We start from the raw sequence: 13,745 nt of genomic DNA on the forward strand, positions 1-13,745 counted from the left end.
ACGCCTAGAATGGGGTGTTCAACGGCATCCATCCATGAATCGTCGAAAAACGGACATCCCCCCGCCGGCCGCCAGCGCCGCGCCGGCGCGCAGTCGCGCCGCCGCCAGCGGTGCCGGCGACGCGCCACGCAACGGTCCGCGCACGCCCGCGAACCTGGACCTGTTCCCCTACGAAGCCTCGGCGCGGCCCGTGGCCGGACTGGCGGTGGACTACGAGGACGGCCACCGCGTGCGCCGCCATCGTCATCGCCGCGCGCAGCTGCTCTACGCGATTTCGGGCGTGATGGTGGTGGAGACCGAGGCGGGCATCTGGGTGGTGCCGCCCACGCGCGGCGTGTGGGTGCCGGCCTGGGTGGCGCACGGCATCCGCATGAGCGGCGAGCCGCGCATGCGCACGGTGTTCGTCGAGCCGGGCGCGGCCGCGCACCTGCCCACGCAATGCTGCGTGCTGTCGATCTCGCCGCTGCTGCGCGAGCTGATGGCGGCGGCGACCGAGGTGCCGCTGGATTGGCAGCCGGGCACGCGCGACGGCCGCCTGATGATGCTGCTGCTGGACGAGTTGCGCCAGGAGCCGGTGCTGCCGCTGCATTTGCCGCAGCCGGCCGAGCCCCGGCTGGCGCGCATCTGCCGCGCCATCGTGCGGCATCCGGAGCGGCAGGACGGCGTGGCCGACTGGGCCCTTGAATTGGGGGTGGATCCCAAGACGGTGCAGCGCCTGTTCCTGCGCCATACCGGCATGACCTTCGGCCGCTGGCGCCAGCAGGCGCGGCTGCTGGCGGCGATGGAGCGGCTGGCGCGCGGCGAGCGGGTGCTGGACGTGGCGCTGGACCTGGGCTACGAGAGTCCGAGCGCCTTCGCGGCCATGTTCCGCAAGGCCCTGGGCGAGCCGCCCAGCGCCTTCGCGGCGCGCGGCGCGGCGTCCGCCTGACGGCCGCCTGCCGGGCGCGGGCCGGACGCAAACCCGCCGCACGGCGGCCTCCCGGGCATGTCCTCAGGCGCGCGGGCGCGGAACCGGCGTATTATTTAGCGTTTCGCCGCCCGCTAACCGCCTGAGAAAGATCATGCCGCACTACCGTTCCCGCACCTCGACCCACGGCCGCAACATGGCCGGCGCCCGCGCCCTGTGGCGCGCCACCGGCATGAAGGACGGAGACTTCGGCAAGCCGATCATCGCGGTGGTCAACTCCTTCACGCAGTTCGTGCCGGGCCACGTGCACCTGCGCGACCTGGGCGCGCTGGTCGCCAAGGAAATCGAGGCCGCCGGCGGCGTCGCCAAGGAATTCAACACCATCGCCGTGGACGACGGCATCGCCATGGGCCACGGCGGCATGCTGTATTCGCTGCCGTCGCGCGAGCTGATCGCCGACTCGGTCGAGTACATGGTGAACGCGCACTGCGCCGACGCGATGGTCTGCATCTCGAACTGCGACAAGATCACGCCGGGAATGCTGATGGCCGCGATGCGTCTGAACATTCCGGTGGTGTTCGTGTCGGGCGGCCCGATGGAAGCGGGCAAGGTGAAGTCGCCGACGGACGGCACGGTGATCGCCAAGATCGACCTGATCGACGCCATGATCAAGGCGGCCGATCCCAATGTGTCGGACGCGGACGTGGCCGAGGTCGAGCGCAGCGCCTGCCCGACCTGCGGTTCCTGTTCCGGCATGTTCACCGCCAACTCGATGAACTGTCTGACCGAGGCCATCGGCCTGGCGCTGCCGGGCAACGGCACGATCGTGGCCACGCACGCATGGCGCAAGGGCCTGTTCGAGCAGGCCGGCCGCCTGGTGGTGGATCTGTGCCGCCGCTATTACCAGGAAGAGGACGCGTCGGTCCTGCCGCGCAACATCGCCACCAAGAGCGCGTTCGAGAACGCGATGGCGCTGGACGTGGCGATGGGCGGCTCGACCAACACGGTGCTGCACCTGCTGGCCGCGGCGCAGGAAGCGGGCGTGGATTTCACGATGGCCGACATCGACCGCATTTCGCGCAAGGTGCCGTGCCTGTGCAAGGCGGCGCCGGCAACCGACAAGTACCACATTGAAGACGTGCATCGCGCGGGCGGCATCCTGGGCATCCTGGGCGAGCTGGCGCGCGCGGATCTGCTGGACCTGTCCTGCGGCAATGTGCACAGCGGCACGCTGGGCAATGCGATCGCGCAGTGGGACGTGGCGGGCGATGCCGGCGAGGAGGCGCAGAAGTTCTATCGGGCGGCGCCTGGCGGCATTCCGACGACGGTGGCGTTCAGCCAGGACGCGACGTTCCTGACGCTGGACACGGACCGCAAGACGGGTTGCATCCGCAGCAAGGAAAACGCGTATTCGAAGGACGGCGGGCTGGCGGTGCTGTACGGCAACCTGGCCGAGAAGGGTTGCATCGTGAAGACCGCGGGCGTGGATGAGTCGCAGTGGGTGTTCACGGGACGCGCGCGGGTGTTCGAGAGCCAGGACGATGCGGTGGAAGGCATCCTGGGCGACAAGGTCGTCGCCGGCGATGTCGTGGTGATCCGCTACGAAGGGCCGAAGGGCGGGCCGGGGATGCAGGAGATGCTGTATCCGACGTCCTATCTGAAGTCCAAGGGGCTGGGCAAGGTGTGCGCGCTGTTCACGGACGGGCGTTTCTCGGGTGGCTCGTCGGGACTGGTGATCGGGCATGCTTCGCCGGAGGCGGCCGAGGGCGGCACGATCGGGCTGGTGGAAGACGGCGATGTGATCGAGATCGATATTCCGCAGCGCAAGATGCATCTGGCGGTGTCGGATGAGGTGCTGGCGCGGCGTCGCGAGGCGATGAACGCGCGGGAGAAGGCCTGGGAGCCGGTGGATCGGGAGCGGGTGGTGTCGCTGGCCTTGCAGGCTTATGCGGCGCTGGCGACTTCGGCGGATCGGGGGGCGGTGCGGGATCTTTCGCAGCTCAAGCAGAAGCGTTGAGGGTTTTGGGTTTGAAGAAGACGGCGCCTTTGTGGCGCCGTTTTTTTTTGGGTCTTTTTTGGGGAGGGCTTGAGTGTTGGCGGTTTGTGAGGCTGTTGTCTTCACTGCTGCTGCTGCTGCTGCTACTGCTACTGCTACTGCTGCTGCTGCTGCTGCTTGGTTGAGCGTTGTGTGCTGGCGCTTCGTGGGCCGCCCCTCGGGCGGGGCGTCGCGGCTGCTCGCGCCCACGATTGCGGTCCGGAGCCTTCGCTCCGGACTTCCCCGTTGTCATCCTCGTTGCCGCCTGCGGCGGCTGCCTTCGGATTCCCTCGGGCGCATCGAGGTTGCTCGCAGCCGCGCCGCCCCGCCCGAGGAGCTACGGGTTTCGAAGGATGCGGCGTTGCTGGAGCCGTGGTCGGTGGCGAGGCTTGCGTCGCCCGCAGAAACCGGCCGCGCGGGCGGCCAGTTTCTGCTTACGTGGTGGCTTGCGTCGTGGGGTGTTGGTTGTTTGAGGGGCATGCCTTGTCTTGTCTTGTCTTGCCTCTCCTGGTCTTGCCTAGTGTGGCGGGGAGAGCGTGCATTGCCTGGCAGTGCGTGTTGGCGTGTGCTGCGTGGCCTGCTGTTCGCCGTTCATGCGTATAGCAGTTCCCACGCTGCTTTCGCAATCACGCCTACCAATCCATATCCAGTGGCGGCACCTCCTCATGCGACGGGAAGCGCGGCAGTACTTCCTCCGCCAATTCCTGGATGGCTTCGGCGGCGGGGCGGCGCGAGAACTGGATGCCCAGGGCGACGTGGTTGACGCCGGCAGTCTGCCATTGTGAGAGCAGATCGATGAGCGCGTGGCGGCCGATCTGCAGGATGAAACCGCCGTGCAGCAGAGTGGGCGGGTGCGTGGGGTCGTCGACCAGGTCTATCCATTCGTTGGTGGCGTGAGGGCGGAAGCCGCCGTCGGGGATGCGGTCGCGCCAGGCCTGGATTTTCTGGCCCAGGGCCTTGGGGCCTGCGGGGACGACGGACGAGCCGGGATAGGTGAGCCAGCCGTCGGCGTGTGCGGCGATCCAGTCCGGGGATTGGCCGCTGGCGCCGGTGACGAGCAGGGGGATGGGGCCGGCGGCGGGCTTGGGCAGGAGTTCGGCGTCGGTGATGTGGCCGAGCGGCGAGGACAGGGCGCGGCGGCCGGGTTGGAGCAGGCGGCGGAAGTCGGCGACCGCCTGGGCGAAGCGCTCGGCGCGCTGGTCGTGTTGCAGGCCGTAGGCGGGGAATTCGATGGGACGGTCGCCGGAGGCGATGCCCATGACGAGGCGGCCGCCGGAGAGTTGGTCGATGGTGGCGGCGGATTTGGCGAGGTCGATCGGGTGGCGCAGCGAGAAGATGGCGCTGCCGGTTACCAGGGAAATGCGCTGCGTCCTGGCGGCGAGGTAGGCCAGGTAGGTAAAGGGGTCGAAGAGCTGGCCGGCGTCGCCGAAGCGCGGGTCGTACAACGGGATGTCGCGAACCCAGGCGGCGGCGAAGCCGCGGGCGTCGATGTCGCTGACCAGGCGGGACTGGCCGGCCAGCACGCGCATGTCGCCTTCGTAGAAGCGCAGCGGCAGGAAGATGCCCAGCGTCAGCGCGTCGGGCGCGAACATGCGGCGGTAGCCGGGATGACGGGCGTGCGCGGGCCAGGAGGCGCCGGACGGCATGTCGATAGAGTTGGTAGTAGTCGCGTTCATATTCATGATGATGATGATGATGATCAGTGCATCCGCCAGCCGGATGCCGCGGAGCCGGCTTTGCCGGTCCGCAGGCATGCCCCCTGGGGGGGGAAGCGCGCAAGCGCTTCGGGGGTGGGCCTACTCATGCCCCGGTGGCAGGCTCCGGGAGCATGATGCCGCGCTGCACGGCGGGTCTGAGGGCGATGCGTTCGTGCCAGTCGCTCAGGTGCGGGTAGGCGTCGAAGTCGAAGCCGATGAGGCGGGCGATGTGGGTCCAGCCGAAGTGGGCGATGTCGGCGATGCTGTATTCGTCGCCGGCGAAATGGGGCTGGCCGCTGGCCAGGTGCTGGTCCAGGGTGGCGTAGGCTTCGCGCGTGAGGCGGCGGTAGCGTTCGATGGCGATGGGGTCTTTGTGGGTGGCGAAGATTTCGAAGTGGACGCGTTGGCCGATCAGCGGGCCGACGCTGGCGGCGTGGAAGATGAGCCATTGCGTGGCTTGCCAGCGGGCGCGCGGGTCGGCGGGCAGCAGGCGGCCGGTTTTCTCGGCCAGGTAGAGCAGGATGGCGGCGGATTCGAACAGGGTGATGCCGGTCTCGTCGTCGGTGAGGACGGGGATGCGGCCATGCGGATTCAGCCGCAGGAAGTCGGGCTGGCGGTGTTCTCCCTGGTTGATGTGGATGTGCTTGAGGGTGTAGGGCAGGCCGAGTTCTTCCAGGGCGATGGTGGCCTTGAAGCCGTTGGGTGAGCTGTCGGTGTAGAGCGTTAGCATGAAGGTTTCCTATATTTCTGTCGGCGATGCCACGACTTGTATTGAGCTTTTCAGGAGCTATCATCGTCAGTGACAGCGGCATTGGGAAACGATGATTTCTGCGCGCTGGATTTAGGAAAACTATATTCATGAGCTCTTCGATTCCGCTGGCGGCGCTGCGCGCCTTCGTCGAGGTGGGCCGGCGTGGCAGCATCAAGGCGGCCGCCGAGGCCCTGCATGTGACGCCAGGCGCGGTCAGCCAGCAGGTGCGCTTGCTGGAGGACCGGCTGGGCGTGGCGCTGTTCACGCGCGAGCGCCTGGGCTTGCGCCTGACGGCGGACGGCGCGGCGGCGCATCCGCTGCTGCGGCAGGCGTTCTCGCAGATCGAGGCGGCGGTGGACATGCTGGCGCGGGCGCCGTCGCGGCAGACCGTGACGGTGAGCACGATGGCGTCGTTCGCGGCGTCGTGGCTGGTGCCCCGGCTGGCGCGTTTTCGCGCGCAACATCCGCGCATCGAGCTGCGGGTCGAGGCCTCGTCGTCGGTGGTGGATCTGCGCCGCGACCGCGTGGACGTGGCGCTGCGCCACGGACTCGGGCGTTATCCCGGCCTGCGCGCGGTGTGGCTGATGGCGCCGGTGCTGGTGCCGGTGGCGAGTCCGGCGCTGCTGGGGCGACGCAAGGGCTTGAAGTCGCCCGCCGATTGCCTGGACCATCCCCTGCTGCATGATGCCGACCGCGCGGACTGGCCGCTGTGGCTGGCGGCGCATGACGTGGCGGTCGATGCGCGCGCGCGGCAGGGTTCGTCCTTCGATGATGACTTCCTGCTGATCCGCGCCGCCGAGGCGGGGCAGGGGCTGGCGCTGGTGCCGCAGGAGCATGCGCGCGCCGAGATCGAGGCGGGCAGGCTGGTGCAGGTGCTGCACAAGCCCTGGCCGGCGCGCTTCGCGTATTACGCGGTGACGCTGCCCGATGCGCTGGAACGGCCGGAGGTGCGGGCCTTTGTGGAGTGGGTGGCGCAAGAGGCGGCGCTGGACGATGCGGCGCGGGAAGGCGCGGACAAGGCGCCAGGCGTAGCGCATGCCGCCGCGCCGGCGCGCGGCAAGCGGCCTTCGGCGGCCAGCGGCGCCGCGAAGCGCAGGAGCTGATTCACATGAGCGGGAGCCAGGCATGATCGAGACGCGCTTGCTGCGGCAATTCATCGCGGTGGCGGAAGAGCTGCATTTCAACCGCGCGGCCCAGCGCCTGCACATGGCGCAGCCGCCGTTGAGCCAGGCGATCCAGCGGCTGGAGGCGCAGGTGGGCGCGCCCTTGCTGGCGCGCACCAACCGCAGCGTGGCGCTGACGCCGGCGGGCGCGGCATTCCTGGAGACGGCGCGACGCATGCTGGCGGCGCTGGACGAAGGGGTGGCGCAGGCGCGGCGCGTGGCGCAGGGCATGGAAGGCCACCTGACGGCGACCTTCGTCAATATTTCTCCCTATGAATCGCTGCTGCGCGGGTTGCGGCGCTTTCGTGCGGCGCATCCCGCCGTGTCATTCACGCTGCGCGAGGCGACCACGCGCGAGCAGGTCGAGGCGCTGGAACTGGGGCGCGCCGACATCGGCCTCATGCGCCATCCGGGCGCCAGCGCGCCGAGACTGCATTTCGAGACCTTGCTGAGCGAGCCGGTGCTGATCGCCTTGCCGGCCTCGCACCGTCTGGCTGATTGCGACGTAGTGGAACTGGCCGCGCTCAGGGAAGATGCGTTCGTGGCATCGGCGCGCACGCTCGGCCCGGGTTTCCATGACCAGCTGGTGTCGCTGTGCCTGGCGGCGGGCTTCGCGCCGCGCGTGGCGCAGGAAGCGAGGCGGCTGGAGACGGTGGTGGCGCTGGTGGCCGGGGGTTTCGGCGCGGCCCTGCTACCGGCCTCGCTGGCGCGGGAGCCGCGCGGCGATGTGGTGTTCCGGCCGATCGCGGTGGAAGCGCCGGACGCGCTGCGGCGACTGGATCTGCTGATGGCCTGGCGGGCTTGTGACGCATCGCCGATACGGGATTCGCTGATCGCCGCGCTGCGCGAGGCGACGCGGCCCGTGGGCCAGGCCGACGCCGCATAGCGGTCACGGCGATATCCGGCGCGTCTCGCAGGCGCATGAATTCGATATTTTACGGATGGCCGCGAGCGCCGCACCATGACGTTTTCCACGGGATATCAGGAAGACCGTCATGCAATACCGTCGCCTGGGCCAGTCGGCCCTCAAACTGTCCGCGCTGTCCTATGGCAGCTGGATCACGTTCGGCACCACGCTGGACGACCGCGCCGCGCGCGACTGCCTGGCTTGCGCCTATGACCACGGCATCAATTTCTTCGACAGCGCCGAGGTCTATCTCGGCGGCGAGGCCGAGCGCATGCTGGGCCGCGCCATCAAGGCGCTGGGCTGGCCGCGCGACGGCTATTGCGTGTCGAGCAAGGCGCTGTACGGCGCCGCCGACAATCATGCGCCGGGAGGCGGGCCGCGCCCGACGCAGCAGGGCCTGAGCCGCAAGCACCTGGTCGAGGCCTGCGAGCAGGCGCTGCGGCGCTTCGGGCTGGATTATCTGGACCTGTACCTGTGCCATCGCCCGGATCCGGACATGTCGATCCCGGAAATCGCCTGGACCATGCACACGCTGGTGCAGCAGGGCAAGATCTTGTACTGGGGCACCTCGGAATGGCCGGCGGCCGATATCGAGACGCTGTGCGCCTTCGCCGAACGCCACAACCTGGTGCCGCCGCAGCTGGAGCAGCCGCAGTACAGCCTGTTCCATCGCGAGCGCGTGGAGCGCGAGTACCGTCCGCTGGTCGAGCGGCGAGGGCTGGGGCTGACGACCTGGTCGCCGCTGGCCTCGGGCGTGCTGGCCGGCCGGTATGACGAGGGCGTGCCGGCGGATTCGCGGCTGGCGGCGGAGGGTTTCGGCTGGCTCAGGGACTTCGTCTACGCCGACCGCCAGGAGGCGATGCAGGCCGCCGCGCGCCGTTTGCGAGACGTGGCCGATGAGTTGGGGGCCACGCGCGCGCAGCTGGCGATTGCGTGGGCGCTGCGCAATCCGGACGTGAGCACGGTGCTGCTGGGCGCGTCCGGCGTGGCGCAGCTGCGCGAGAACCTGGGCGCGCTGGATCTGCTGCCCAGGCTGGACGCGGCGGCGGTGGCGCGGATCGAAGCGGCGGTGGACGGCGCGGCGCCGCGAGACTGACGCCGACGCCGGCGTTTCCTACAATCTCTGTCCTGGAAGCAGGCCCGCCGCGCCTGCCACGCACTTGGAACGGACATGCTCGCGACCTCCGCGCTGGATTTGATAGGAAACACGCCCCTGATCTCGTTGGACCGGATCCACGCCGGCCCCGGCCGGCTGGTCGCCAAGGCCGAGTTCCTGCAGCCCGGCGGCAGCGTGAAGGACCGCGCCGCCAAGGCCATCCTGCTGGCGGCGCGCGCGGATGGCCGGCTCAAACCGGGCATGCCGGTGGTCGAGATGACCAGCGGCAACATGGGCGCGGGACTGGCCGTGGCCTGCGCGGCGCTGGGGCATCCGCTGCTGGTCACCATGTCCGCCGGCAACAGCCCGGCGCGCGCCCGCATGCTGGAAGGATTGGGCGCCGAGGTGATCCTGGTGCCGCAGGTCGATGGCGCGCCCGGCCAGGTCACGGGCGCGGACGTGCAGGCGGCGGCGGACATGGCCGCCGCGCTGGCGCGCGAGCGCGGCGGATTCTATGTGGACCAGTTCAACGCGGTCGAGTGCATCGCGGCGCACGAGGCCGGCACGGGCCGCGAGATCCTGGAACAGCTGGGCCGGCCCGCCGATGGCTGGGTCGCGGCGGTGGGCACGGGCTGCACCTTCATGGGCGTGGCGCGGGCCATGAAGGCCGCCAGCGCGGCGACCGTGTGCGCGGCCGTCGAGCCGCTGGGCTGCGAAGTGCTGGCCGGCCAGCCGGTCTCGAAGGCGCGGCACCTGATCCAGGGCACCAGCTACGGCGCGGTGCCGCCGCATTGGGACGCGTCGCTGATGGACCTGAGCCTGGCCGTGACGGACGAGGAAGCCGAGGCGTGGCGCCGGAAGCTGGCCGTGCGCGAAGGGCTGTACGTGGGCTATTCCGCCGCCGCCAATGTGTGCGCGGCGGTGAAGCTGCTGCAATCGGGCCGGCTGCGCGCGGATGCGGTGGTGGCCACCGTGTTGTGCGATACGGGCCTGAAATATTGAGCGCCGCGCCAGCCTCGCCTGGATCCGCGCCTGCGTTCGTGCCCGGCTCCGCGCCTACATCCGCGCCGCGATGAAATCCAGGAAGCAGGCGATGCGCCGCGACAGCTGCGTGTTGCGGTAGTACACCGCGTTCAGCGGCTGCAGGTAGTCGGTGTACGCGTGTTCCATCACCTTCACCAGCCGGCCGTCGGCCAGCTCGTCGCGCACCATGAAGTCGGACAGGCAGGCGATGCCCACGCCGCGCAGCGCCAGCTGGTACTGGGTCTCGCCGCTGGAGGTGGCCAGCGTGGGCGTGATGGCGAAGCTGGAGCCGCCCGCGTGGCGCAGCGGCCAGACGTTCAGGCTTTCCGGCTGCGTGAAGCCCAGCAGCTCGTGTTGCAGCAGCTCGTCCACGTCCTTCGGCTCGCCCCGGCGCGCGATGTAGTCGGGGCTGGCCAGCAGCCAGCGCGGCGCGGGGCGCAGCGGGCGGGCGTGCAGCGTGGAATCGGTCAGCGGGCCGGCGCGCAGCGCCACGTCGCTGCGGTGTTCCATCAGGTCGACGATGCGGTCGTTGCTGGTCAGCTCCAGCGTGATCGCGGGATAGGCGCGGCGGAACTCGGCCACATGCGGCACCACGCAGTGCAGCATGACCGGCGCCGAGGCGTCGACGCGCAGCCGGCCGGCGGGCTGCTGGTGCACCATGCGCATGCATTCCTCGGCCTCTTCCAGCGACGCGACGATGCCGCGCGCCTTCTGCAGGAACAGCGCGCCTTCCTCGGTCAGTTCCATGCGCCGCGTGGTGCGGGTCAGCAGGGTCACGCCCAGGTCTTCCTCCAGCCGCGACAGGCCGCGGCTGACGCCGGAAGCGGTCTGGCCCAGCATCTCGGCGGCCGCGCTCATGGTGCCCGCGTCCACCACGGCCAGGAACAGGCGCAGGGCGTCGGAATTCAGGGACATTCGTGACTCCAGGGCATAAGTATTGTGAGTTTATCGGTGTTTTTCTCAATGATCCACGCGCGCAGAATGTGCGGCCATTGAGATACCCGCTGGAGCAAACCGAATGATCCCCACCAAACCCCTGGGCCGCGACGGCGCCGAGATTCCCGCGCTGGGCCTGGGCGTGTTCCGCATGCCTGCCGAGGACACCGCCCGCATGACCCGGACCGCGCTGGAGCTGGGCTACCGCCACATCGACACCGCGCAGATCTATGGCAACGAGGCCGACGTGGGTCGTGGCATGGCCGAGGCCGGCGTGCCGCGCGAGCAGATCTTCCTGACCACCAAGGTCTGGGTGGACCACTACCGGACGCCCGACCTGCTGCGCTCGGTCGAGGAAAGCCTGACGCGGCTGCGCACCGATTACGTGGACCTGCTGCTGCTGCACTGGCCCGGCGACAAGGCGCCGCTGGCCGAGCAGATCGACGCGCTGAACCAGACCGTGTCTTGCGGCTGGGCGCGGCATATCGGCGTCAGCAACTTCAACATCAAGCTGATGCGCGAGGCCGCCGCCCTGAGCGCCGCGCCGCTGGTCACCAACCAGATCGAGTTCCATCCCTACCTGGACCAGGACGCGGTGCGCGCCGAGGCGGCCGCGCTGGGCATGACGGTGACGGCCTATTTCGGCATGGCCGACGGCAAGGTGCTGACCGATCCCGTGATCGGCGAGATCGCCGCGCGCCTGGGCAAGACGCCGGCGCAGATCGCGTTGCGCTGGCTGGTGCAGCAGGACAACGTGGTGACGCTGACCAAGACCTTGCAGCGCGACCGCGCCGAAGCCAATGCGCGCGTGTTCGATTTCGCGCTGTCCGCCGACGACATGGCGCGCATCGCCGCGTTGGCGCGGCCGGACGGCCGGCTGGTGTCGCCGGACGGGCTGGCGCCTGACTGGGATTGATCGTGTGTCATCAGGCGGCCGCGTCCGCGTTTGAATCCCTGGCTTGAAACCTGGGTTTGAAGCCGGAGCGCAACGCCGGGACATGCAAGGCAAACGGGGAATGGCGCGAGCCATTCCCCGTTGATCTTGCGCGTTGCGCCGCGTTCAGCCGTGCAGCGCCCGCCCGAAGGCCGCCAGCACCGATTCGTGCAGCGTTTCCGACAGCGTCGGATGCGCGAAGACGGCGTGCATCAGGTCTTCCTCGGTGGCTTCCAGCGCGGTCGCCACGCCGTAGCCGGTGATCAGCTCCGAGGCTTCCGGGTGGATGATGTGCGCGCCCAGCAGCTCGCCGGAGCGCGCATCGAACACGGTCTTGACCAGGCCCTGGTCCTCGCCCATGGCGATGGCCTTGCCGTTGCCGGCGAAGGTGAACTTGCCCACGCGGATCTCGCCGCCATGCCTGGCGGCATGCTCGCGCGCGCGCGCCTCGGTCATGCCGATGCTGGCCACTTGCGGGTGCGAGTAGGTGCAGGCGGGAATGCGCAGCGGGTCGATGGCGTGCGCCGGCTTGCCGGCAATGGCTTCCACGCACAGCACGCCCTCGTGGCTGGCCTTGTGCGCCAGCCAGGGCGCGCCGGCCACGTCGCCGATGGCGTAGACGCCCGGCTCGCCGGTGCGGCACAGGCCGTCGGTGACGATGTGGCTCTTTTCCACCTTGACGCGCGTGCCTTCCAGGCCCAGGTTCTCGACGTTGCCGACGATGCCGGCCGCGACGATGACGCGTTCGACTTCCAGCTCGCTGCGCTTGCCTTGCTGTTCCAGCGTGACCTGCACGCCGGTGGCGGTGGGGCGGGAAGCCGTGACGGCGCACTGCGTCAGCACGCGGATGCCTTGTTTCTCGAAGGCCTTGCGCGCAAGCTGCGAGATCTCGGCGTCTTCCTGCGGCAGGATCTCGGCGGTCATGTCGATCAACGTGACCTCGACGCCGATCGCGCGATAGAAGCTGGCGAACTCCGCGCCGATGGCGCCGGCGCCCACCACCAGCAGCGACCTGGGCGCGGCCTCGGGCACCAGCGCCTGGCGATAGGCCCAGATGCGCTCGCCTAGCGGCAGCGCCGGCAGCTCGCGGGCGCGCGCGCCGGTGGCCAGGATGATGTGGCGCGCCGACAGGGTGCTGCCGTTGTCCAGCGCCAGCTTGCCCGCGCCGGCGAGCCGGGCGCTGGCCTGGATCACCGTCACGCCGTTCTTCTTCATCAGGTGCGCCACGCCCTGGCCCAGGCGGCCGGCCACCTTGCGCGAACGCGCCACCATGGCGGGCAGGTCCGGGCGCGCGGCGTCGGCGCCGGCCACGCCGTAGTGCGCGGCCTCGCGGCAGGCGCGCAGCACGGTGGCGCTGTGCAGCAGCGCCTTGGTCGGAATGCAGCCCCAGTTCAGGCAGATGCCGCCCAGCTCGGCGCGCTCGACCAGCGCGGCCGACAAGCCCAGCTGAGCGGCGCGGATGGCGGCCACGTAGCCGCCGGGGCCGCCGCCCACCACCACCACATCGAAACTCGTCTTGGTCATGGCGTGGCTCACAGCAGGATGCGGACGGGGTTTTCGATGCGGGCGCGGAACGCGGCCAGCCACTGCGCGCCGACGGCGCCGTCGACCACGCGGTGGTCGGCCGACAGCGTCACCGTCATGACGGTGGCGGCTTCCAGCTCGCCGTTCGGGCCGACCACGGGGCGGCGCTCGGCCGCGCCCACGGCCAGGATGGCGGCCTGCGGCGGATTGATGATGGCGGCGAACTGCTTGATGCCGTACATGCCCAGGTTGCTCACCGTGAGCGAGCCGCCGGTGAATTCCTCGGGCTTCAGGCGGTTGACCTTGGCGCGGCCGGCCAGCTCGACGATCTCGGCGGCGATGGCGGACAGCGATTTGTCGTCGGCGTCGCGCACGATGGGCGTCACCAGCCCGCCCTCGGTGGCCACGGCCACCGAGATGTCGGCGCCGGCGTGGTACTCGATGGCGTCGTCCTGCCAGCTGGCGTTGACTTCCGGCACGTCGCGCAGCGCCTGGGCGGCGGCGCGCACGATGAAGTCATTGACCGACAGCTTGATGGTGCCGGCCTGGTTGGCCTGCGCGCGCAGCGCCAGCAGCGCGTCCATGCGGCAGTCCACCGTCAGGTAGAAGTGCGGCACGGTCTGCTTGCTTTCGCTCAGGCGGCGGGCGATGGCGCGGCGCATGCCGCTGTGCGGCACGCGGCGGCCGGCGGCGCGCGGCGCGGCGGCTTGCGGCTGGCCGGCGGCCGGCGTGGCGTTGCGCGCCGCTTCCACGTCGCGGCGCAGGATGCGGC

The 13,745-nt window shown here is 69.9% G+C and carries 12 protein-coding genes; 7 read left to right on the forward strand and 5 right to left on the reverse strand.

What is annotated here, in order from left to right; translation table 11 throughout:
- The first annotated feature begins 34 nt into the window (after positions 1-34).
- Complete coding sequence (locus AC6LJ9_RS18095) at positions 35-928, forward strand: AraC family transcriptional regulator (RefSeq protein ID WP_249205363.1); 894 nt, start codon at positions 35-37, stop codon at positions 926-928.
- A 133-nt stretch (positions 929-1,061) separates the two neighbouring features.
- Positions 1,062-2,924 (forward strand): dihydroxy-acid dehydratase, encoded by a 1,863-nt coding sequence (gene ilvD / locus AC6LJ9_RS18100; RefSeq protein ID WP_498148636.1) that lies wholly within the window; start codon positions 1,062-1,064, stop codon positions 2,922-2,924.
- A gap of 650 nt (positions 2,925-3,574) precedes the next feature.
- Here ilvD and AC6LJ9_RS18105 read toward each other — a convergent pair.
- Entirely contained in the window at positions 3,575-4,618 is a 1,044-nt protein-coding gene (locus AC6LJ9_RS18105; RefSeq protein WP_498148637.1) for an LLM class oxidoreductase, read from the reverse strand.
- Between the two features lie 124 nt (positions 4,619-4,742).
- The gene (locus tag AC6LJ9_RS18110) at positions 4,743-5,369 is read right to left on the reverse strand and encodes a glutathione S-transferase family protein (protein ID WP_212322261.1); all 627 of its coding nucleotides are present in this window, start codon (positions 5,367-5,369) and stop codon (positions 4,743-4,745) included.
- Positions 5,370-5,497: 128 nt separating this feature from the next.
- Between AC6LJ9_RS18110 and AC6LJ9_RS18115 the strand changes: the two genes are divergently transcribed.
- The 4 genes from AC6LJ9_RS18115 to AC6LJ9_RS18130 all read left to right on the forward strand — a co-directional run bounded on the left by AC6LJ9_RS18115 (position 5,498) and on the right by AC6LJ9_RS18130 (position 9,558).
- A complete protein-coding gene (locus AC6LJ9_RS18115) occupies positions 5,498-6,493 on the forward strand; it encodes a LysR substrate-binding domain-containing protein (protein WP_498148638.1) in 996 nt (331 codons plus the stop codon).
- 22 nt (positions 6,494-6,515) lie between these two features.
- Complete coding sequence (locus AC6LJ9_RS18120) at positions 6,516-7,439, forward strand: LysR substrate-binding domain-containing protein (protein ID WP_498148639.1); 924 nt, start codon at positions 6,516-6,518, stop codon at positions 7,437-7,439.
- A gap of 109 nt (positions 7,440-7,548) precedes the next feature.
- Positions 7,549-8,556, forward strand: coding sequence for an aldo/keto reductase (locus tag AC6LJ9_RS18125; RefSeq protein ID WP_498148640.1), 1,008 nt, complete (start codon positions 7,549-7,551; stop codon positions 8,554-8,556).
- A gap of 75 nt (positions 8,557-8,631) precedes the next feature.
- Complete coding sequence (locus AC6LJ9_RS18130) at positions 8,632-9,558, forward strand: PLP-dependent cysteine synthase family protein (protein WP_498148641.1); 927 nt, start codon at positions 8,632-8,634, stop codon at positions 9,556-9,558.
- Between the two features lie 54 nt (positions 9,559-9,612).
- Here the strand turns inward: AC6LJ9_RS18130 and AC6LJ9_RS18135 are convergent, their stop codons facing one another.
- A complete protein-coding gene (locus tag AC6LJ9_RS18135) occupies positions 9,613-10,494 on the reverse strand; it encodes a LysR family transcriptional regulator (protein ID WP_212319312.1) in 882 nt (293 codons plus the stop codon).
- A gap of 103 nt (positions 10,495-10,597) precedes the next feature.
- On the opposite strand from AC6LJ9_RS18135, the gene AC6LJ9_RS18140 reads away from it, so the two are divergent.
- Positions 10,598-11,431: an aldo/keto reductase gene (locus AC6LJ9_RS18140; RefSeq protein WP_498148642.1), complete on the forward strand. Its 834-nt coding sequence runs from the start codon at positions 10,598-10,600 to the stop codon at positions 11,429-11,431.
- Between the two features lie 144 nt (positions 11,432-11,575).
- Here the strand turns inward: AC6LJ9_RS18140 and lpdA are convergent, their stop codons facing one another.
- Positions 11,576-12,973, reverse strand: coding sequence for a dihydrolipoyl dehydrogenase (gene lpdA / locus AC6LJ9_RS18145; RefSeq protein ID WP_498148643.1), 1,398 nt, complete (start codon positions 12,971-12,973; stop codon positions 11,576-11,578).
- Between the two features lie 8 nt (positions 12,974-12,981).
- Positions 12,982-13,745: 2-oxo acid dehydrogenase subunit E2 (locus AC6LJ9_RS18150; protein ID WP_498148644.1), on the reverse strand; the 764-nt coding region annotated here is incomplete at its 5' end.

The organism is Achromobacter sp. 1011811831 (genome assembly GCF_059760905.1).

Excerpts from the sequence above, each read along its gene's own strand:
- AC6LJ9_RS18095 (WP_249205363.1), top strand. The coding sequence starts at position 35 with ATGAATCGTCGAAAAACGGACATCCCCCCGCCGGCCGCCAGCGCCGCG.
- ilvD (WP_498148636.1), top strand. The coding sequence starts at position 1,062 with ATGCCGCACTACCGTTCCCGCACCTCGACCCACGGCCGCAACATGGCC.
- AC6LJ9_RS18105 (WP_498148637.1), bottom strand. The coding sequence starts at position 4,618 with ATGAACGCGACTACTACCAACTCTATCGACATGCCGTCCGGCGCCTCC.
- AC6LJ9_RS18110 (WP_212322261.1), bottom strand. The coding sequence starts at position 5,369 with ATGCTAACGCTCTACACCGACAGCTCACCCAACGGCTTCAAGGCCACC.
- AC6LJ9_RS18115 (WP_498148638.1), top strand. The coding sequence starts at position 5,498 with ATGAGCTCTTCGATTCCGCTGGCGGCGCTGCGCGCCTTCGTCGAGGTG.
- AC6LJ9_RS18120 (WP_498148639.1), top strand. The coding sequence starts at position 6,516 with ATGATCGAGACGCGCTTGCTGCGGCAATTCATCGCGGTGGCGGAAGAG.
- AC6LJ9_RS18125 (WP_498148640.1), top strand. The coding sequence starts at position 7,549 with ATGCAATACCGTCGCCTGGGCCAGTCGGCCCTCAAACTGTCCGCGCTG.
- AC6LJ9_RS18130 (WP_498148641.1), top strand. The coding sequence starts at position 8,632 with ATGCTCGCGACCTCCGCGCTGGATTTGATAGGAAACACGCCCCTGATC.
- AC6LJ9_RS18135 (WP_212319312.1), bottom strand. The coding sequence starts at position 10,494 with ATGTCCCTGAATTCCGACGCCCTGCGCCTGTTCCTGGCCGTGGTGGAC.
- AC6LJ9_RS18140 (WP_498148642.1), top strand. The coding sequence starts at position 10,598 with ATGATCCCCACCAAACCCCTGGGCCGCGACGGCGCCGAGATTCCCGCG.
- lpdA (WP_498148643.1), bottom strand. The coding sequence starts at position 12,973 with ATGACCAAGACGAGTTTCGATGTGGTGGTGGTGGGCGGCGGCCCCGGC.